A 20,229-nucleotide genomic window follows, 5' to 3' on the forward strand; every position below is an offset into this window, starting at 1 on the left:
TTTCAAGAAATAAGAAAGAATGTGTTTGATGAATAAGGAAATATGGAGGGGTCGCAGGACCCCTCTTTTTTGTATACTATCTAAGTAAAAAAGCTTTTTAGTTTATATTTTTTCAAGATATTTGTCCGCTATTATTTTTTTCTTGTTTTTAAAATATTTAATATGGTACCATAAAATTAAAACTAATCCAATGCAAACACAATGTTGATAATCTGATTAGTTGAAATAACAGAGGTTTAAGAAATTTTATTCTGTTATGATTGATTATAGGAGTTCAAACCAAATTTATTAATAATATTAAAAATTTAATATTTACCATTCATCTAAAATTAGGATAGCCTATGGAAAACTGATTCCGTCAAAAAGTCAAAAGATCGTTCAAAACCGATCTCAATTATCACCAAACAATTAACAACAATCCATTATGAAAAGAAAGTTACTTTATTGCGGCCTGATGAAATCGATATCATCAATGGTGGCAATCTTGTTTTGCCTGGTTTCCGGAGGGCTGATGGCCCAGGAATCCGGTCTGGACAAGAATCTGAAAAATATCGAAAAGGACTTACCTGCTTTGGCTTCCAATGAGGCACTGGAAGGGGGTAAATTGGAAAAAGCAATGGATGTGACCGTCACCGGTACGGTGACAGATGAAAATGGTCAACCCATTCCCGGAGCTACCGTATCTGTTCCGGGTACCTCAATAGGTACGGCTACGGATTTGGATGGAAAGTATTCCATTACGGTCCCGGAGGATGCTTCCCTGGTATTTTCCTTTATTGGCTTTGAAAGCCAGACAATAGAGGTAGACAACAGGTCTACCATTGATATCACCCTTACAGAAAGTGCACAGGCCCTGGATGAAGTAGTGGTGGTAGGTTACGGTACCCAGGAAAAGGTCAATCTGACCGGCGCCGTTGGGGTGGCCGGATCAGACCGATTGGTAAACCGTCCGGTGGCCAACGTAGCAGAGGGTCTTCAGGGGGTGATTCCCAACCTGAACATTGAACCTCGAAATGGTGATCCTTCCCAAAGTCCATCCTTTAATGTAAGAGGATTTACTTCCATCAATGGAGGTCAGCCTTTGGTTTTGGTGGACAACGTTCCCATGAACCTGAACCAGATCAATCCAAATGACATTGAAAGTGTATCCGTGCTAAAGGATGCTTCTGCAGCGGCAGTTTATGGTGCCCGGGCGGCTTTTGGTGTGATTCTGGTGACCACAAAAAGTGGCAAGGAAGGTAAAGTAAATGTAAGCCTGAACAGCCAGGTTTCCCTGGCCAAGCCCATTTTCAATATGGATCCGGTTAATGATCCGCATGATTTTGTCAATGCGAGAAACATTGCCAATGAGCGGACTAATGGCGTGCCTTCTTATGACCCGGATTGGGTGGAAGGAACCAGGAGATGGTCTGAGAATCCCATTCCAGAAAATGAATGGCGGGTAGTGGATGATGCCTTAAGGTTTTATGGTTTTAACAATTACCAGGATGAGATCATGACGGATTTTGCTCCTACCCAGCAGCATGACCTGACCATCTCAGGAGGATCCGAGACCTCAAGCTTTTTTGTTTCCTTCGGGCATTTGAACAAAGATGGGTATTTGAATTCCGACCGCAATGAAAATTTCAAAAGGTACAATGTACTGATGAAAGGAGATTTTCAGGTGACCGATTGGTTGAAACTGACAGAGAAGGTAATTGTCAATACCCAGAAAAGTGATAAACCTTACTTTTACAACTGGGATGTGAATATCAACTCTCTGGCCAGGGTGAATCCCATCATGCCCATTCAGTTTCCTGATTTACCTTTTTATCGGGAAGAGGGAGACCGGGAGCAATACGAGCAGTATATCGGCATGTATTTCGGAGGTACCAATTTCTGGCCCTACCTGGAAGATGGAGGCAGAAATCAATGGCGATCCAATGACATTTGGCTGGATCAGGGTATAGAACTTACCCCGGTAAAAGGGCTATCCATAAGAGGTAATTTTGCCTATAACTTTTACAACAGAACACAGCAGGAAGTGGCCAGCCGGGTAGAAATTGTCAACAATGACCTGCGAAACCCCAATGACATGACCAACTTTGGGTTCAGCGGTAATGACTTTATCAGTGAACGCAACGACATGGATCAATATTATGTGATCAATGCGGTGGCGGATTATAAGTTTGACCTTCCGGAACAGCACAAACTGAATACCATGATCGGATATAACCAGGAATGGGGACAAAATAAGTTTGTCAGGGCCCAAAACAATACCTTGATAACCCCTTTGATCCAGGACTTGAATGCCACCATTGGCATGCAACAAACCTTCGGTGGCAACAACCACATGGGATTGCGGGGAGCTTTCTACCGGGTAAATTATATCTTTGATGACCGCTACCTGATCGAGTCCAATGGTCGCTATGATGGTACTTCCAGATTTCCTACTGATGACCGTTTTGGCTTTTTCCCTTCATTGTCTGTGGGCTGGAGAATTTCCAATGAGAACTGGATGTCTTCTTCTTCCAACTGGTTGGATGAGTTGAAAATCAGGGCATCCTATGGTACCTTGGGTAACCAATTATTGGGAAATAATTTCTATCCTTATATCCCAACCATGGGTATTGGACAGTCTTCCTTTATGATGTCTGCGGGACAGCGTACCCCATTTGTCTCTCCGGCAGGGCTGGTAAGCCCCACCCTTACCTGGGAAACCGTGATTTCCCAAAACCTTGGGGTAGATTTTGCCTTGTTTGGTGGTAAATTGAGTGGTGCTTTTGATGTATTTACAAGAGATACGGAGGATATGCTGATGAGGCAGGAGTATCCTTCCCTTTTGGGAACTGGTGCGCCGCAAACCAATGCGGCTGATCTGAGAACCTATGGCTGGGAAATGGAATTGACTTATAGAAATCAGTTTACTTCCGATCTGAATTATGACGTTACCCTGGCCTTGTCCGATTGGCAGGCGACCATTACCCGATTTGACAATCCATCAGGGGCCCTGCCTTCTGGTAACCAATATTATGAAGGACAGATGCTGAACGAGATCTGGGGTTATGAAACCGTAGGAATCTTCCAGTCTCAGGAAGAAGTAGACAATGCAGCAGACCAATCTAACCTTGGAGCCAACTGGAGACCAGGTGACATACAGTATGCTGATTTAAATAATGACGGTAGGATTACTCCAGGAAACAATACCCTGGAAAATCCAGGTGACAGAAGAATAATCGGAAATTCCACCCCCAGGTACAGCTTCGGTATCAATAATAATTTGCAGTGGAAAAACTTTACCCTGAACCTGTTTTTTCAGGGGGTGTGGAGCAGGGATCACTGGCCTACTTCAGGCAACTGGACCTGGTTCTTCCCTTTCAACGCCGGGCATGTGGAGAAATATTTTATCACAGACTCCTGGTCTGAGGATAACCGGGATGCCTATTTTCCTCATCCCCATATTTCTACCAATGACAAGAAGAATATCCAAACCCAAACCAGATTTCTGCAAAATGCTGGGTATATCCGTTTGAAGAACGTAAACCTCGGGTATAACCTGCCAGCGAATTGGATGCAATCCATAGGTTTCCAAAGTGCCAATATTTATTTCGCAGGCATGAACCTTTGGGAGTATTCACCCATCCGACCACCGTTGGATCCCGAGACCATTTGGGCCGGAGCCATAGAATATCCCATGCAGCGTATTTACACCCTGGGTGCAAGGATTACTTTCTAAACCATTAAAAGCAAGAAATAATGAAGAACTATAAGATATATTTCAGGCTTGTATTGCTGAGTTTCCTCATGTTGGGCGCCTGTAATGACGAGTTTCTGGAACGATTTCCCCTGGACCAGGTCAGTAACGAAACCTTCTGGAATACGGAAAATGACCTGGCTACCTATAACAATACCTTTTACCATTTATCCCAAAATGACATCGATATACCTATCATGCTGGGACATCACAATGGCTTCAGCAGTCAGTTGGCGAGTTATTATTTTGTGGATGGATTTGCCGATAACCTGGCGCCGAATCATGAAAGGCACCGACCTTTTCAGCAGGTGAGGGCAGGTCGGCAAATTGTACCGACTAACTCCTCTGGGATTGGTAACCAGTGGTATGGCTACAGGGGTTGGAATTTTGTGAGGGCGATCAACATTGGCCTTGAAAACTATCCCAATGCGGCTATTCCTGATGAAGTGCGTAACAAATATGTAGGAGAAGCCCGGTTGTTTCGCGGCTGGTTTTACCACCATATCGTCAAAATGTTTGGCGATGCCCCCTGGGTAGACAGAGAATTGAACATAGATTCCGAAGAGTTGTTTGCAGAAAGAATGCCCCGTGAGGAGGTAATGGACAATGTTTTGGCAGACCTGAACTTTGCCACCGAGCACATCCCGGATAATTGGGAAGATGGAAATGAGCCTGGCCGCCTCAATCGCTGGGCTGCCCTTCTGGTAAAGTCCAGGGTCTGTCTTTTTGAGGGTACCTGGAGAAAATACCATGGAGGATCCAACCCTGAAATGTGGTTGAGGGAAGCTGCCGATGCTGCACAGGAGTTGATTGAAAACGGCCCCTACATGCTTTACAATACCGGAGATCCTGAGCATGATTACAATGCTTATCACCGCATTTTGGATGTTTCCGGAAATCCGGAAGTCATGGTGTGGAGAAGGTATCAACTGGGCATCTTAACCAACCATGTGCAAAATTACTATTCTTACTCAGGTGGAGCTACCCGAAATGCGGTGGAGGACTACCTTTGTGAAGATGGTTTGCCCATCACCTTGTCTCCCCTTTATCAGGGAGATGATTCCATCGAAGACGTCTTTGAAAACAGAGACCCCAGGTTAAGGCAAACTGTCCTGCATCCCGATGATTCTGAATTTTACATGTACCACAATGCAGACGGAAGGGATTATCCCAGGATTCAGGGCATGCAGGGAGGAAGAACTTCCTCTACCGGCTACCATGTGATCAAACACTACAATGCAGATGATATGATCGGTAAAGCCTATAATACTGCTGAAACTCCAGCTATTATCTTGCGTTTTGCTGAAGCTTTACTGAACTTTGCCGAAGCCAAGGCGGAATTGGGTGAGATTACACAATCCGATCTGGACATGAGCATCAATTTGCTAAGAGACCGGGTGGCCATGCCACCCCTTGAACTCAATCCCCCTATGGATCCGAGGTATGCTGAAGATGGTATTTCACCGCTGCTGGTAGAAATCAGAAGGGAAAGAAGGATTGAGCTGTTTGGTGAAGGATTCCGTTATGATGACCTCAGGAGATGGAAGCAGGGCAAAAAACTGGAAAACCCTGATATGGGTATACAGTGGAATGCAGCTGCCGAAGCCAGGTATGAGAATGCCATTATTCACACCAGCGAGGACCCTGATAATGGCAAGACCTATATCGATGTGTATAAAAACACCGACTGGGAAAATCCTTCATTTGATGAAAACAGGGACTACCTCTGGCCTATTCCGCTCAATGATTTGGCCCAAAACCCCAACCTGGGACAAAATCCCGGATGGGAACAATAACTTCCTGATTGAAGGAATTCCAATACCATTTAAATTTCCAAAAACCTGTCCTTTTAAGGGCAGGTTTTTTCTTTATTTTACATGAGCGGAAGGAAATGAGCGGGTCAAAAATCTAAACATTGTTTATCTTTAAAGAAGCAGAAAAATAGTCAATTCACTGTTTTACCCAAAATGTGGCAACATGTCCAACCATAGCCTGTTATCAAGCATATTGCTGATTGGATTTCTTTTGCAGGGTTTCGCCGGCACCTGCCAGGTGATGCATCCCCAAAGTCAGATCGACTTCGTGAAAACCCAACTCAAGAATCGCCAAGAACCCTATTGGGAAGCTTACCAGGAACTTTTGGCCTATGCTGACACTGCCTTAAGGATGGAGCACCATGCCCTGCAAGATTTTAATGTTCCGGGATTTTACGTGGATCCCGATGCCCACCGCAACAACTCCAAAAGCCTTCAGACCGATGCTTTTAATGCTTATGCCTGTGCATTGGCTTACAGGTTGGGAGGGAAGAAAAAATATGGCAAAAGGGCCGTGTATTTTCTCAAAGCCTGGGCCGATACCAACCAATCCTATAGTGAGGCGGATGGACCTCTGGTCATGGCCTATTCCGGCCCTGCCCTGATGATTGCAGCAGAATTGATGCAGGATTCAGATATATGGAAAAAAGAGGACCTGGCCAAATTTCACGCCTGGGTTGCCAATGTGTACCGCAAGGCCTGTAACGAAATCAGAGAAAGAAAAAACAACTGGGCAGATTGGGGTCGGTATGGATCGATACTGAGTGCGGCTTTCTTACAAGATGAACTGGAGATGCAGGAAAACATACGCTTAATCAAAAGTGACCTTTTTGAAAAAATTGCTGCTGACGGCCATATGCCCGAAGAGGTGCGCAGAGAGGAAAGGGGATTATGGTATACTTACTTTTCCCTGGCCCCCATCACGGCGGCTTGTTGGGCAGTGCTTCAGACAGAGGGAACTGACTTGCTTCATATGGAGGAAGATGGGCATTCCATCAAATCAGCTTTGGATTACTTGCTCAAATACGTCAAGAACCCGGATTCCTGGCCCTGGCATGAAAATCAGCGGCCGGGTGCACCGGACTCCTGGCCCGGAAACCTGATGGAGGCCATGGAAATGGTTTACCATGAGCCGGCCTACAGTGATTACGTAGACGGCCAGCAGCCTGTAAGCTATCCCAGCCACCATTTTGCCTGGACTTTCCCTACCTTAATGAAACCCCTGATGAAATATTAAAAAAACATAAATTAGCTATGAAAAACCCAAAATTACTTCTGTGTCTCTTCCTTTTTGCAGGTATTATTGCAGGACCTTTACAGGTAAATGCAGTAGCCTTAACGAATGTTGCTGAATCATTTATCAAGCAGGATCCCCACAAGCTGGAGAATCCCATTACGGTAAACTACATCAAGCGCAACCTGCGCAAAAGCAGCCCAAAACTGGCCCTTACCCCGGCCTGGGAACGAAACCTGAAACGCAAAATTAAACAAGATCCCCTGGTGGCCAATTACTTTGAAGCCGTAAAAGCCAATGCCATAAAGGTGTTGGAGGAGCCCGTGCTTACCAGAAATATGGTGGGTCGCCGGCTATTGGGTACTTCCCGTGACATGCTTCACCGGATGAACGTATTGGGCATCACCTATCGGATCGAGGGCGATCAAAAGTACCTGGACAAAATTAACGAAGAGCTGCTGGCGGTTTCCAACTTTTCTGATTGGAATCCCTCCCATTTTCTGGATGTAGCAGAGATGGCAACGGCAGTAGCCCTGGCCATCGATTGGGTAGGTAAGGACCTGCCAAAATCCACTGTAGCCCTGGCCAAAACGGCTTTGATCGAAAAAGGCATCAACCCCAGCTGGGAGGGCAACCACGGCTGGATCGACGGGACCAATAACTGGAATCAGGTCTGCAATGGAGGCATGATTGCAGCTTCCATCATGATCGCCGATCAGGACCCGGAGTTGGCTGCCAAGACCATTTCCCGCTCTCTGGATGGCATGCCACATGCCCTGGAAGAGTATGGACCGGATGGGGTGTACCCGGAAGGGTCTACTTATTGGGGCTATGGAACTGCCTTTTCGGTCCTGACCTCAGCCATGTTGGAATCAGCCTTTGGAACCGATTTTGGCATTGCCGAATACCCGGCCTTTAAAGCCAGCGCCGATTTCAGGAAACTTAGCATTGCCCCATCGGGCTGGTATTACAATTATGCGGATTGCGGGGATCAACATGGAACGGCCGGGGACATTGTATTGGCCTGGTTTGGGACCAAAACAGGAAATCCGCTTTATATCGAAAAAGACAAGTTCCTACAGCCTACCGCTGATATGGGGAAACTCCACCGTGTCGCCGGCGCAGGCCTGATCTGGCTGGCCCAGTTTGAAGCCAGCTCAGAGGAAAGCCTTCCTACTGCCTGGAAGGGAGACGGATCCAATCCCATTGTCATTTTCCGTGATGATTCCGATGCAGCAGACAGCTATTACTTTGGTGGCAAAGGGGGTAAAGCCACCATCAGCCATGGCAATATGGACGCCGGTTCCTTTATTTGGGAATTGAATGGGGTAAGGTGGGTCATTGATCCGGGAAACCAGCCCTACAACGAATTGGAAATAACCGGATTTGACCTTTGGGGTCGGTGCCAGGATTGTGAACGCTGGACCTTGCTGACCAAAAATAATTATGGACACAGTACCCTTACCGTCAATGATGCGCTGCATGTTAACGAAGGTTTTGCCAGTTTGGAGGACTTCTCTGAAAGTGCCCAGCCCGATGCCTTATTTGATTTGACCCCAGTATTTGGGAGTATGCTCGATAAAGCCCACCGAAAGTTTAGCCGGCCGGATGAGCAATCCTTATTGATTGAGGATCAGGTAGTAACCAATGAAAATACCAAAATGATCACCTGGCAATTGATGACCCAAGCTGATGTGGAAATTGTCGATGGCGGGGCTATTCTCAGGCAGGAGGGAAAAGCTGTAAAATTGGACAATTTATCCCATCCGGATTTGATGGTATCAGTGGTTTCCCTGGATCCCTCACCACTCCAATTAGACCGCCAAATTGAGGGCTTGAAGCGCCTGGAGATCAGGGTGCCGGCCTGGACCCTGGACAATGGAGAAGGAACTATTGAGGTCAAACTAACGGGGATGTAAAAAGGCCTGCTGTTCGACATTTGTAATGTCGAACGACAGATAAACAGGATTTGTAATCCTGCTTTCGTGTGCGTTTGGGGATTACAAATCCCCCGATCTGTGCCACGGGATTACAAATCCCGAGGAGCGGTGCTGTTCGGCATTTGCAATGTCGAACCCCAGATGAACAGGATTTGTAATCCTGCTTTGCGTTCACGTCTGGGGGATTTGTAATCCCCTGGTCTGTACCACGGGATTACAAATCCCGAGGAGCTGATTGTCGCTTAGGGTATGAATCTATCGTTATTCAGAGTATAAAAATCCATAGGGGCGCGCAATTTGCGCCTCTACTTCGGTAATACTCACCAAACCGTTACTTCTAAAAACTTCTTTTCCTTCCATGAAAAACAAAATCCCTGGAACCGATAGCATCCGTAACTGTGCCGCAAGTTTCAGGTGGCATCCGGCATCCAGCTTCAATAAATCAATTTTCGGAAATTCATCCGTAATTAATTGTTTAATTTTTGGATACAATACCTGACACACCCCACAATTTTCCCGATAAAAATAAATCAGAACTGCTGGTTTATCTTTCAAATACCTTTCAAGCTTTAGTTCACTAATTATTTCCATGGAATGGTATAATTTAAAATGGTATTGACATGAAAAAGGTTGACTTTATTGTAAACCCATGCCGGTTTGAGGCTTTGCTGATCCAATGCTGCTTTTCCCATCAAAATCAAATGCAGGTTAAGCCCCTCAACCCATTCCTTCATGTTGTAGCGCATGCCCAAATTGACCTGGGCATAGCTCGGGACAGCATACTTATTCCGGCTGGCATCGGCCGCATCAGGAAGGAAATATACTCCCATAAAGGTATATAATTGAAGCGGTTTTTGAGCCAGGGAATGCTGGAAGAAGGTACTGATGGCATCTACATGCCCCAATCCTTCATTTCTTTCCCTTGGAATAAAGGTATAAAAGGGATCCCTTCCCCATTCCCGGGGGCTCAGGTAACGACCCTTGCCCTGCATTTTGGTATAATTCAGGTGCCACAGGTTTTGTTTCGACCGAAGTCCTATTCTTCCACTCAGGATCAAATGGTAGTCCTCCGGATTTTTGTACCGAAGGTCAACCTCCTCATTTCCCCCGTTACCGATCCCATGCTGGAAGGAAGTCTGTAATCCGGTGATTGCCTTCAGGTTGGAATCAGGGATGTTCCAGCTTTTGTCCCATTGAGCCAGAAAACTACTGTAAATATTTTGAACATAGGTGTGATTGAGCTGAAGGTTTGCCTGATCTTTTAAGGTAATATCAACATCCAAAACATGTGCAAAATCCACCTGGGTATTGCCAAAATAACTGGAAGGATTGCCAAATTCATCCCGGCCTACAGGATACATGCCCATGCTTTCACTCAAGGAGAACCAATTGCCGGTAGATCGGGGAGAGATTGCCCAAATAAGGTGGCTCGTCAAATTTACATTTGACCTGGGTTGAAGACCTAAACGCAAACCTTCTACGTAAGTAGGGCTTAGCCTGCCATCCTGATGGTTGATAAAGGGGCTGTTGATTTCCATTCTACCGAATTTAGCCTGGAATTTTTCTTTTTCGAAAGCGAGGTTCAGGTTGCCAATTTTTCCAAAAAGGCGCCGGTCCAAATGATTGACATCAAAAAGGCCCACCTCATAGCGGTTGAGGTTGGGGACTCTGGGGTCCAGTGCCGTGAGGTCGGAGCTCAGTACACGTAGAAAACCCAGGTATTCCCCATTGATTACCAATCCATGGGGGAGTCTGGTGCTAAGGGCTACCCTGGCCATTTGGCCCCAGGCATGGTCATTTTTATAATCTCCACTGTAGCTGGTGCTCATAAAATAGGACCGAAGCCCCAGCTCAACATCGGTTTTCCAGTCAGTGGAATCTTGTTGGGCACTCAGCGGTAGCCAGCTGATGAATAAATAGATGATGATCAGGTATTTTTTCATTGCTTTTCAGCTTTAGCTGTTAATATGGGTTGAAAGGGACCATATTTATGTTGCGCCTCCGGGTAAGGATCTGCAAAGGGTCCAAAAGGATGATCCATGGGTTTTTGGGAAATATCCGGCCAATCGGCAGATTTATCTCTTGAGGGTCTTTCCATGGAATTGACGTAGGCGGCCAAATCCCAGGCCTCTTCATCGCTGAGTAGTGGGCGTTTATAAGTTGCGCCCAGTGGCATATTGGCTTTGACAAAGCCGGCAAACCGGGAGAGTCTGTATAGACCGGCACCATCATTGTAGCTGTTGGCCCCCCAAAGGGGAGGATAGATATATGCTTGCCCTGAAGGCTGTGGCAGTCCCTGTCCACCTGTGCCATGGCAACTCGCACATTGTTGGTCATAAACGGTTTTTCCCAGCAGCGGGTCTGCAGCCCTTTCCATCAGGGGTACCGCATAAATGCCACTGCCATGGGGTCGGGTGCCTTTGGGTACCGCCTTCCCCAGCCATTCCATATAGGCGACCATGGCCTCCATCTCTTCACTGTCCCGCTCCAAGGGCTGCCCATTGAGACTCCTTTCAAAACAATCATTGATTCTTTTTGGAATATCTTCCATTTGACCCGAGCGGGCCCTTATTTTGGGATAGCTGGAAGCAACAGCCCCGAAGTTATTTCCCAGGGGAAGGGTACCTGCATCCAGGTGGCAGTTCTGACAATTCAGCCCGTTGGATATTTTTTTTACCTTTCCCTGCGGACCCAGGTATTCGGCTGTATGCACCAACAATTCCCTGCCATATTGAATTTGTTTGGCATTGGGCTCCTCCATCACCGTACTCCAATCAGGTGCCTGCCAGAGGTTATCCATGGAAATCAGGCCGGGATCAGTTTTCGCAGCTGGTTTTTCGGCAACCTTTACAACAGTTACCTTCGGCTGCGAAACAGTTTCACCTGTTCCATATTGGGTGATAACCAAAACCAGGACAAACAAACTCAACAAAAAGATCGCCAGCAGCAAACCCAGCACCCCTTTGACCAGTAAAAGCAGAGATTGAGCAGATTTTTTCATAGGATTACTACATTAATTGTATACAAAATTACCCGCTATCTGCTCCCTAAGAAGTGATCTCTATCACACAGGTTGCTTTCCGACTACAAATATTTTTGTATATTCAGGATTGAATAGGCGGTGCCCCAATGGGCATTTGTATTGGAGAAAAAAAATCATCTCTTGTCTTAAAAAGTTGGCAGCAGGGTGATTTTTTCAACCCGCTACCGTAAAATTCGATCCTATACTAGAACCCAGATTAACATGAACCTGAAAAGAAACCTGATTTTCTTACTGATGCTCTTTGCTGGTATTTTTGCTTCAGAGGCACAGCACCTCATCAGTAAAAAGTACACCCAACAAGAACTTTCCCAACTGCTGATTCCATTGACCGATTGGGAACCTTTTCCTGGCCTCGATGAGCGATCGGCCTGGATGAATGCTGATCAGGAAATGATGGAGGAATACCTGAAGCAGGCAAATGAGCACATAGATTATGATTGGCCTTATATTCCGGCCACCAAATCTTTGTTGATAGACAGAACAGGGGACAGGGACGAATATCAGGCCATCACTTTCGAAAAACGCAAGATTCTGGGCACCATGATCCTGGCCGAGTTATATGAAAATGAAGGCAGATTTATTGACCCCATCATCAATGGGGTCTGGTCCATTTGTGAGGAATCATTTTGGGGAGTCCCTGCTCATTTACCAAAGACCGAAGAATATTCAGGTTTGATGGATGTTACCCGGCCATTTGTGGATTTATTTGCTGCGGAAACAGCCACCTACCTGGCCTGGGCAGATTATTTCTTTGGGGAGAGGTTTGATGAAATATCGCCTCAGATCCGAAAAAGAATACGCCATGAAACGCAAACCCGCATATTTGAACCACTGATGAATCAACACCATGGCTGGATGGCAGCCAACGCCAATGGCAGGCCTCCCAATAACTGGAATCCCTGGATTTGTTCCAACTGGATCAACAGTGCCCTCCTATTGGAGCAGGATGAGAACAAAAGGGCCGCACTGGTATACCGGGCCATGGAGGTGCTGGATGAGTTTTTAAATCCCTATCCAGCCGATGGAGGATGCGATGAAGGTCCCAGCTACTGGGGAGCGGCTGCGGCCTCCCTGTTTGATAATATTTCCCTGCTTGACCTGGCCACTGATGGTGCCTTTCAATATGTTTATGAGGACGAAAAGGTACAAAACATGGGGAAATTTATCTACCGGGCGCAGATCAGTGAAGATTATTTCCTGAATTTCGCAGATGCAGATCCCCAACCCAACATGGCAGCCTCCATGATTTATCGCTATGGAAAGGCCATTCAGGATCCGGATATGATGAGGTTTGGAGCTTTTTACCGGAAGGAAAATGAGGTTGATCTTCCCCGATTCCATTATTTCAGAAACTTTTTCGAAGTATTTATGCAGGAAGAATTCCGGAATGCCGAAAAGGGGCTGCCTCTTCCCAAAGATGTCTGGCTTCCGGATATACAGGTAATGGTTGCCAGAGACGTGGAGGGAAGCAGTGATGGTTTTTTTCTTGCCGGCAAAGGAGGCCATAATGCCGAGAGCCATAACCATAATGACATCGGCAATTATGTGGTGTACTACAATGGCCTTCCCCTTTTGATTGATGTGGGAAGAGGGACCTATACCCGGAAAACCTTCAGTGACGAACGCTACAGTATTTGGTACAATCGTTCCGATCACCACAACCTGCCCTCTATCAATGGATTTACCCAACTACCCGGGAGTAAGTACCGGGCAACAAATGTCAGTCATAAAGCCCAAAGGAACAGCAGTACCATGGCTTTGGATATTGGGCAGGCGTATCCCGAAAACGCAGGAATTGCATCCTGGAAGCGGGTTTTGAAACTGGACAGAGGAAAGAAGGTGACCGTGAATGATGATTTTCAATTAACGGAATCCACCAGCCTGGTACAGCATCTCATGACCATTTATCCGGCCAGGGTATTGGAGCCGGGAAAGTTGTCCATACCCTTTGAAGATGCTGAGGGTAATATCATTCCGTTTGAACTGATTTATGATGCAGCTTCCATGGTCGCTGAGGTGGAGAAAATAGCCTTAACTGAACCTGAAGATAAAGGGATAGAACAGAAGTGGGGGGATACCATTTACAGGATTAATTTTGAATACCCATCCGTTCCTGCCAAAGGTAAAAGCAGCTTTGTGCTTCAGAAACCCTAAGTACCTTTATCAAAAACCGGATTTGATGCTTTCCCAATCCCAATCGTTGTTGATTTGAGGGATGGCGTGGTGGGCGGTCATATCAAACTGACAGGGCACTACAGCGGCGTAGTTATTGGCAATGGCCCACTCGTCGTTATCTTCTCCCTTGTCAAAATTGACAAAATTACCTGCCATCCAAAAATATTTTCTTCCATTGGGGTCATACCTTTCCTCAAAATCTTCCTGCCATTTGGCCCTGGCCTGCCGGCAGATTTTGATTCCCTTCAGGGCTTCATTCCTTTTGGGAGGAAAATTCACATTCAGGGCTACACCCTTGGGGATGCCAAATTCCAGCACCTGTTTGGCAATCTGGTACACATGAGGCTCTACATGGGAAAAATCTGCATCCGAACTGTAATCACAGAGGCTGAAGCCAATGGAAGGGTAGCCTTCAATGGCTCCTTCAATGGCGGCGGACATGGTACCGGAATACAAAACGCTGATGGAAGTATTGCTTCCATGGTTGATCCCACTGACGATAAGGTCGGGCCTTTTGTCCTTCAATACATAGTGTTTGGCCAGCTTTACACAGTCAGCAGGAGTACCACTGGATTTAAAGGCTTTCACATCTTGAAAAATCTCCTCTTCCGAAAGGCGAAGGGTATTACCAATGGTGATGGCGTGTCCCATGCCGGATTGGGGGCTGTCGGGTGCGACCACCACCACATCACCCAATTTTTTCATTACATCTACCAGCACCCGGATGCCCCGGGAAGTGATTCCATCATCATTGGAAACTAAAATTAAAGGTTTTGACATTAAGAATTTCTTTTTATTTGGTTGTAATAGGCGGTAATTCTCAATAAATCTCCTCTTTTGTCATGAGAAAGCCTGTTTTTTCTCATGTAAAGTTTCATTTCAGAAGATTTATCGTCCATAAAATCGTTGAGCAACTCCTTCTTTTTCTGGCTGTATTTATAGATTTTCTGATCCTGAAGGAAATAAAAATCAAAATCCAGCCGGTTAAATCCCCTTCCCATCATCGGCATACCCCACATGGGGTTCATGTACATGCCCCGCATTCCCATGGTATTGAAGTTTCTATTGTCCACGGTAATGTATTCCCTGCACAACAAGGTAATATCCTCTCCCTCGGTAAGCAGCTCAAAGAATATGGGCGTTTGGTAGTCAGAATTCAGGGCATAGGGCAGGCTGTAAAATATCCTGATGCCTCCATAGATTTCATCGAAAATTTCAAAATGGCTTATGGAGGCAGAACTGAAAGTTTCAATGGTATTGGATTGAACCTGAACGATATTGGCCTCCAGGTCATATTTTACCTTTCCCTCATGGATTTCCCCCGTACTGAGAAAAACCTTCCCATCATGCCAAACCTGGGAGGGGAATTCCTGGGCTCCTGCAATGCTGACAAATAGGAACAGATAGGATAGCAGATAGATGCACTTTTTCATGACTGTATTACTTTTTGCTTTTACCCCTGATACGTAAAATTATCAGCTTATGTTGAAGTAACCAAAGTTAAAAACCTGCGGTAGGCTACTTTCGCATGATCTGGTGGCCCATTTTATCCCGCTTGGTTTGCAGGTACCGCTCGTTATGGGGGTTGGAATTGATCTCCAGGGGTACCGTATCTACAATCTCCAGCCCATACCCGGAAAGTCCCACCCTTTTGGTGGGGTTATTGGTAATCAACTTGATTTTAGTCACATTCAAATCTCTGAGGATTTGGGCCCCTACGCCATAGTCTCTTTTGTCCATGGGGAATCCCAAGGCAAGGTTTGCCTGTACCGTATCCATGCCTTCTTCCTGAAGCTTATAGGCCTTCAGCTTATTGATCAATCCTATGCCGCGGCCTTCTTGGTTCATATACAAGACCAGGCCTTTGCCATGTGCTTCGACCATTTTCATTGCCTGATGCAATTGGGGTCCGCAGTCACAACGGCAGGAACCAAATATATCCCCGGTAATACAGGAGGAGTGTACACGCACCATGACCGTATCCCCCTCTTCCCATTGGCCTTTGATCAGGGCCATGTGGATTTCGTCCGTATTGGTTTGCCGGTACGCGATCAGGTCAAAGTCGCCCCATTCTGTAGGCATTTCTACTCCGATCTCTCTTTTGATCAGGCTTTCGTTTTTTAACCGGTAGGCAATCAGGTCTTTGATAGAAATCAGCTTGAGGTCAAACCGCTTGGCCACCTGCACCAAATCCGGTAACCTGGCCATGGTGCCGTCCTCATTCATGATTTCCACCAACACACCGGCCGGCTGTAAACCAGCCAGGCGGGCAAGGTCTATGGCAGCCTCCGTATGTCCGGTTCGCCTCAGCACCCCACCTCTTTTGGCTTTCAATGGGAAAATGTGCCCGGGCTTTCCCAGTTCTTCCGGTCGTATTTCCGGGTCAATAAGGGCCTTGATGGTTTTGGAACGGTCACTGGCAGAAATCCCTGTCGTACAACCGTGTCCAATCAGGTCCACAGATACGGTAAATGGGGTTTCGAAGGCAGCCGTGTTGGTACCGACCATCAGGTCCAGGCCCAGCTCTTCACACCTGTCCTCGATCAGGGGTGCACAGATCAGACCCCGGCCATGGGTTGCCATGAAATTGATGATTTCGGGGGTGACTTTTTCCGCAGCACAGATAAAATCACCTTCATTTTCGCGATCTTCATCATCCACCACAATAATGATCTCCCCGTTTCTGGTAGCTTCTATGGCTTCTTCTATGGTATTCAGGTGAAAAGTATCTTCCATTTTATTTCTTCATCTCATTAAATAAAGTCGCAAAATTACGATTATTTATTTGCTTAACCGTTTTTTCGAAATATTAGTTTAATTCCTGGAAGGGATTACATTGCCCAATTCCTGATCTATTTTGGTTTTTAACTGGGTGATTTCCATGTACACCGGCAACAGCTCATTCAATTCGGATTCGGATGCATCCTTTATTTTTTCCTGCACTTCCAGCCGCATTTTTTTCAGATAGGCACTTTTAAGTTTCAGTGAGATGCGATAGGAAGTATCCGATAAATCATCCGATTCCCTTTTGGTAAATATCTGGTGTTTGATTTCCCAGTTGAGGGATATTTCCCTGCTTTCAGCAATCATGTCGATTACCTCCTTTTTTACTTCACCGTCCCTGGTGTTGAGGAAATAATCAAACTTGGGCAGTATGCCCTGTATGAGTGCTTTTTTGTAGTGCAACAAAAGTTTCTGGAATACGGGAGTATCAAATTGCAACTCCTTGATTTCTTCGAGCAGGTATTCGCAGACATGCATTTCATCTGATACCTTTTCAAATCCATAGTTGATTAAAATCCGGATCAATTCCCGCTCCTCTTTTATGTTTTTGGGCTGCAGCTTGTCTTTTTCCTCGGCCGGAGAATCAGGAAGTAGTTCCTCCACGGGGGGAGGTGCCGCTGCCTGGCTACCAGGTTTTTGTTCCTGTTTCAGCAGCTGCCGGTTGAGCTCCCTCAGCAGGATATCTTCCTCCATGGCCAGCAGCCTGGCCGATTCTTTGGCATAAACGGAGCGGATGATGGGGTCAGGAATCTTAGATATGCTGAGCACCACCTGCCGGATGGCTTCTGCTTTTTTTATGGGGTCATTGGCCGCTTCATTGGCAAAAAGGTCTATTTTAAAATGGATGAAATCTTTTTCTTCTTCCTTCAGGAAATTTTGGAAACCGGCCTTGCCGGACTTTCTGGCGAAACTATCGGGGTCTTCCCCTGTTGGAAAAACGACGGCCTTTACATTCAATCCTCCCTCCAGAAGCATATCAATGCCCCGTAGAGAAGCCTTGATGCCGGCATCATCTCCATCATACAATACGGTAACCTGATCCGAAAACCTTTTGATCAGTTTGATTTGGGATGCGGTAAGGGAGGTGCCCGAAGAGGCCACCACATTTTCAATGCCTGCCATGTGCATGGATATGACATCCGTATACCCTTCCACCAGGTAGCAGTTTCCTTCCTGCCTGATGGCCTGTTTGGCCTGGTAAATACCATAAAGCACATCACTCTTGTGGTAAATGGCCGTTTCGGGAGAGTTGATGTATTTGGGCTGCTTCTTATCCTGTGTCAGTATCCGCGCCCCAAAGGCAATGGGCTTTCCGCTCAGGTTATGAATGGGGAAAATGACCCTTCCCCTGAAACGGTCGTAGTAATGGCCCGGGCTGTTTTCCCTTTCCAGAACCAATCCCGCCTTCAGCAGGTTTTCAACCTCATATCCCGATTTTTGGGCCTGAACCAGCAGCTGATCCCAACTGTCCAGGGCATAGCCCAAATCAAATTTTTCAATGGTTACCGGATCAAAACCCCTTTCCTTATAATAACTCAAACCGATGGACTGGCCCTCTTCGGTTTTCAGGTTTTCCTGAAAAAATGTTTTGGCAAAGTTGAGGGCTATAAAAAGGCTTTCCCTTTCATTGTAGGCCTGTATATCTGCCGGATCCTGGCTGGCTTCTTCTTCTATTTCAATGCCATATTTCTGCGCCAGGTGCCGGATGGCTTCGGTAAATCCAATCCCCTCGATGTCCATGATAAACTGGATCGGATCTCCGGCCTTGCCACATCCGAAGCATTTATAGATTTGCTTGGCAGGGGATACAGAAAAAGAAGGGGTTTTTTCCTGGTGAAAAGGACAACAGGCCCAAAGGTTTTGTCCTTTTTTCTTGAGGGACACATAATCGTTGACAACTTCTTCAATGTCTACGCACTCCTTTACTTTGTCTGTAGTTTGATTGGATATGGCCATAATGCTACTTCAACCATCAAAGATAAGCTTAATCACTGAAACATGGTAAAGCAAGTTGCGTTGTATAAATTAAACTATTTGTTTCCATGTAGGGTTGGAATGAGTGAAGTGTACTTTATGCAGGTTGAAATTTTAATAAATGGTAGAATAAGCCTAAATTGCAGGGAAAATTAAAGCGTAGGAATGGATATTTCGAAGGAGAAAATATTAAAAGCACTCGGTACCGTAGAAGATCCGGATTTAAAAAAAGATTTGGTTAGCCTGGGGATGATCCAGGATTTGGAAACGGAAGGAGATCAAAAGATCAAATTTAAGGTAGTACTTACCACCCCGGCCTGTCCATTAAAGGAATTGATCCGGATGAATTGTGAGGAAGCCCTGAAGAAGGCCTTCGGTCCGGATGTACAAATGGAAATCACCATGACTTCCAATGTGACCACCATCAGGAACGATTCCCCTGTTTTACCCCAGGTGAAAAACATCATTGCGGTAGCTTCAGGAAAGGGTGGCGTAGGGAAAAGTACCTGTGCTTCCAACCTGGCCGTTTCCCTGGCCCGCTCAGGAGCTAAGGTGGGCTTGATCGATGCCGATATTTTTGGTCCTTCCGTCCCTACCATGTTCAATGTAGAAGGAGAACAGCCTGCAGTGAAGCAGGAAAACGGGAAAAATATCATCCAGCCTATAGAACAATATGGGGTAAAGCTGATGTCCATTGGTTTTCTTACCCCGGCCGAAAGTGCCGTGGTATGGAGAGGCCCCATGGCCAGTTCTGCCCTGAAGCAGTTCATCGGAGATGTGGCTTGGGGAGAATTGGATTATTTATTGATAGACCTGCCTCCCGGCACCTCCGATATCCACCTGACCATGGTGCAAACCCTTCCGGTGACCGGAGCTGTGATCGTAACTACCCCACAAAAGGTAGCTTTGGCAGACGCCACAAAAGCATTGACCATGTTCCAACAGGCACAAATCAATGTCCCTGTTTTAGGAGTTGTGGAAAATATGGCTTACTTTACACCGGCTGAGCTGCCGGAAAATAAATATTATATTTTCGGCCAGGGAGGTGGAAAGAAGCTTGCAGAGAAATACAAAGTCCCCTATCTGGGAGAAATCCCATTGGTACAGGGCATCCGTGAAAGTGGGGACAGCGGTTATCCTGCAGTCTTGAAAGAGGGCCTTATAGCGGAAGCCTTTGGGCTTTTTGCGGAGAATGTCGCCAGGCAGGTAGCCATCAGAAATGCGGAAATGACTAAAACAGAGGTAGTACAGGTAAAAGTATAAACATGTTGGATCAGTATAAAGAGCAAATTGAAAGGGCACTGGACACCATCAGGCCTTATTTGGAAGCGGACGGAGGAAATGTTAAGGTCATTGGATTGACCAGGGAAATGGTCTTGCAATTGGAATTGACCGGAACCTGCAGCTCCTGCCCCATGTCTACCATGACCCTGAAAGCAGGTGTGGAAGAAGCGATCAAAAAGGCCATCCCGGAGATCAATAGGGTAGAAGCAGTGAATGTCGAAGTTGCCTGAACCTTCTTTTTCAACTTT

General features: G+C 46.2%; 14 protein-coding genes. 7 read left to right on the forward strand and 7 right to left on the reverse strand.

All coding sequences use genetic code 11. The annotated features are described in order from the left end of the window. The first annotated feature begins 424 nt into the window (after nt 1-424). From GL182_RS18270 to GL182_RS18285, 4 genes are all read left to right on the forward strand, one after another. Nucleotides 425-3,715: a SusC/RagA family TonB-linked outer membrane protein gene (locus GL182_RS18270; protein WP_163381224.1), complete on the forward strand. Its 3,291-nt coding sequence runs from the start codon at nt 425-427 to the stop codon at nt 3,713-3,715. A 20-nt stretch (nt 3,716-3,735) separates the two neighbouring features. Then, nucleotides 3,736-5,529 (forward strand): RagB/SusD family nutrient uptake outer membrane protein, encoded by a 1,794-nt coding sequence (locus GL182_RS18275; protein WP_163381225.1) that lies wholly within the window; start codon nt 3,736-3,738, stop codon nt 5,527-5,529. A gap of 181 nt (nt 5,530-5,710) precedes the next feature. After that, a complete protein-coding gene (locus GL182_RS18280; RefSeq protein WP_240469883.1) occupies nt 5,711-6,784 on the forward strand; it encodes an alginate lyase family protein in 1,074 nt (357 codons plus the stop codon). 17 nt (nt 6,785-6,801) lie between these two features. Further along, nucleotides 6,802-8,700 carry a heparinase II/III family protein gene (locus GL182_RS18285; protein WP_163381226.1) on the forward strand — a complete coding sequence of 633 codons (1,899 nt, stop codon included), beginning with the start codon at nt 6,802-6,804 and terminating at the stop codon, nt 8,698-8,700. A gap of 282 nt (nt 8,701-8,982) precedes the next feature. Here the strand turns inward: GL182_RS18285 and GL182_RS18290 are convergent, their stop codons facing one another. The 3 genes from GL182_RS18290 to GL182_RS18300 are packed head-to-tail and all read right to left on the reverse strand — an operon-like array spanning nt 8,983 to nt 11,722. Further along, entirely contained in the window at nt 8,983-9,312 is a 330-nt protein-coding gene (locus GL182_RS18290) for a thioredoxin family protein (protein ID WP_163381227.1), read from the reverse strand. Beyond that, nucleotides 9,303-10,664 (reverse strand): hypothetical protein, encoded by a 1,362-nt coding sequence (locus GL182_RS18295; protein WP_163381228.1) that lies wholly within the window; start codon nt 10,662-10,664, stop codon nt 9,303-9,305. Before GL182_RS18295 ends, GL182_RS18290 begins: the two co-directional genes overlap by 10 nt. Next, complete coding sequence (locus GL182_RS18300; protein WP_163381229.1) at nt 10,661-11,722, reverse strand: c-type cytochrome; 1,062 nt, start codon at nt 11,720-11,722, stop codon at nt 10,661-10,663. The genes GL182_RS18295 and GL182_RS18300 overlap by 4 nt, the downstream gene beginning before the upstream one ends. 243 nt (nt 11,723-11,965) lie before the next feature. Between GL182_RS18300 and GL182_RS18305 the strand changes: the two genes are divergently transcribed. Further along, entirely contained in the window at nt 11,966-13,918 is a 1,953-nt protein-coding gene (locus GL182_RS18305; RefSeq protein ID WP_163381230.1) for a heparinase II/III family protein, read from the forward strand. Between the two features lie 9 nt (nt 13,919-13,927). Here the strand turns inward: GL182_RS18305 and surE are convergent, their stop codons facing one another. The 4 genes from surE to dnaG all read right to left on the reverse strand — a co-directional run bounded on the left by surE (nt 13,928) and on the right by dnaG (nt 18,679). Then, on the reverse strand, nt 13,928-14,719 hold the full coding sequence (surE, locus tag GL182_RS18310) for a 5'/3'-nucleotidase SurE (protein ID WP_163381231.1): 792 nt from the start codon (nt 14,717-14,719) through the stop codon (nt 13,928-13,930). After that, nucleotides 14,719-15,372 (reverse strand): hypothetical protein, encoded by a 654-nt coding sequence (locus GL182_RS18315; protein ID WP_163381232.1) that lies wholly within the window; start codon nt 15,370-15,372, stop codon nt 14,719-14,721. Before GL182_RS18315 ends, surE begins: the two co-directional genes overlap by 1 nt. An 85-nt stretch (nt 15,373-15,457) precedes the next feature. Next, the gene (locus tag GL182_RS18320; RefSeq protein ID WP_163381233.1) at nt 15,458-16,675 is read right to left on the reverse strand and encodes a bifunctional 3,4-dihydroxy-2-butanone-4-phosphate synthase/GTP cyclohydrolase II; all 1,218 of its coding nucleotides are present in this window, start codon (nt 16,673-16,675) and stop codon (nt 15,458-15,460) included. Between the two features lie 78 nt (nt 16,676-16,753). Further along, on the reverse strand, nt 16,754-18,679 hold the full coding sequence (gene dnaG / locus GL182_RS18325) for a DNA primase (RefSeq protein ID WP_163381234.1): 1,926 nt from the start codon (nt 18,677-18,679) through the stop codon (nt 16,754-16,756). 183 nt (nt 18,680-18,862) lie between these two features. Between dnaG and GL182_RS18330 the strand changes: the two genes are divergently transcribed. Further along, nucleotides 18,863-19,960 (forward strand): Mrp/NBP35 family ATP-binding protein, encoded by a 1,098-nt coding sequence (locus tag GL182_RS18330; RefSeq protein WP_163381235.1) that lies wholly within the window; start codon nt 18,863-18,865, stop codon nt 19,958-19,960. A gap of 2 nt (nt 19,961-19,962) precedes the next feature. Beyond that, nucleotides 19,963-20,211 carry a NifU family protein gene (locus tag GL182_RS18335; RefSeq protein WP_163381236.1) on the forward strand — a complete coding sequence of 83 codons (249 nt, stop codon included), beginning with the start codon at nt 19,963-19,965 and terminating at the stop codon, nt 20,209-20,211. Nucleotides 20,212-20,229 lie beyond the last annotated feature (18 nt).

Origin of the sequence: Cyclobacterium sp. SYSU L10401 (assembly GCF_010993705.1) — a bacterium.
GTDB lineage: Bacteria > Bacteroidota > Bacteroidia > Cytophagales > Cyclobacteriaceae > Cyclobacterium.

Bases quoted from the DNA above. Each gene is read 5' to 3' on its own strand.
- GL182_RS18305 (WP_163381230.1), top strand. From the start codon at position 11,966: ATGAACCTGAAAAGAAACCTGATTTTCTTACTGATGCTCTTTGCTGGT.
- GL182_RS18330 (WP_163381235.1), top strand. From the start codon at position 18,863: ATGGATATTTCGAAGGAGAAAATATTAAAAGCACTCGGTACCGTAGAA.
- GL182_RS18315 (WP_163381232.1), bottom strand. From the start codon at position 15,372: ATGAAAAAGTGCATCTATCTGCTATCCTATCTGTTCCTATTTGTCAGC.
- surE (WP_163381231.1), bottom strand. From the start codon at position 14,719: ATGTCAAAACCTTTAATTTTAGTTTCCAATGATGATGGAATCACTTCC.
- dnaG (WP_163381234.1), bottom strand. From the start codon at position 18,679: ATGGCCATATCCAATCAAACTACAGACAAAGTAAAGGAGTGCGTAGAC.
- GL182_RS18295 (WP_163381228.1), bottom strand. From the start codon at position 10,664: ATGAAAAAATACCTGATCATCATCTATTTATTCATCAGCTGGCTACCG.
- GL182_RS18285 (WP_163381226.1), top strand. From the start codon at position 6,802: ATGAAAAACCCAAAATTACTTCTGTGTCTCTTCCTTTTTGCAGGTATT.
- GL182_RS18335 (WP_163381236.1), top strand. From the start codon at position 19,963: ATGTTGGATCAGTATAAAGAGCAAATTGAAAGGGCACTGGACACCATC.
- GL182_RS18300 (WP_163381229.1), bottom strand. From the start codon at position 11,722: ATGAAAAAATCTGCTCAATCTCTGCTTTTACTGGTCAAAGGGGTGCTG.
- GL182_RS18320 (WP_163381233.1), bottom strand. From the start codon at position 16,675: ATGGAAGATACTTTTCACCTGAATACCATAGAAGAAGCCATAGAAGCT.
- GL182_RS18270 (WP_163381224.1), top strand. From the start codon at position 425: ATGAAAAGAAAGTTACTTTATTGCGGCCTGATGAAATCGATATCATCA.
- GL182_RS18280 (WP_240469883.1), top strand. From the start codon at position 5,711: ATGTCCAACCATAGCCTGTTATCAAGCATATTGCTGATTGGATTTCTT.
- GL182_RS18275 (WP_163381225.1), top strand. From the start codon at position 3,736: ATGAAGAACTATAAGATATATTTCAGGCTTGTATTGCTGAGTTTCCTC.
- GL182_RS18290 (WP_163381227.1), bottom strand. From the start codon at position 9,312: ATGGAAATAATTAGTGAACTAAAGCTTGAAAGGTATTTGAAAGATAAA.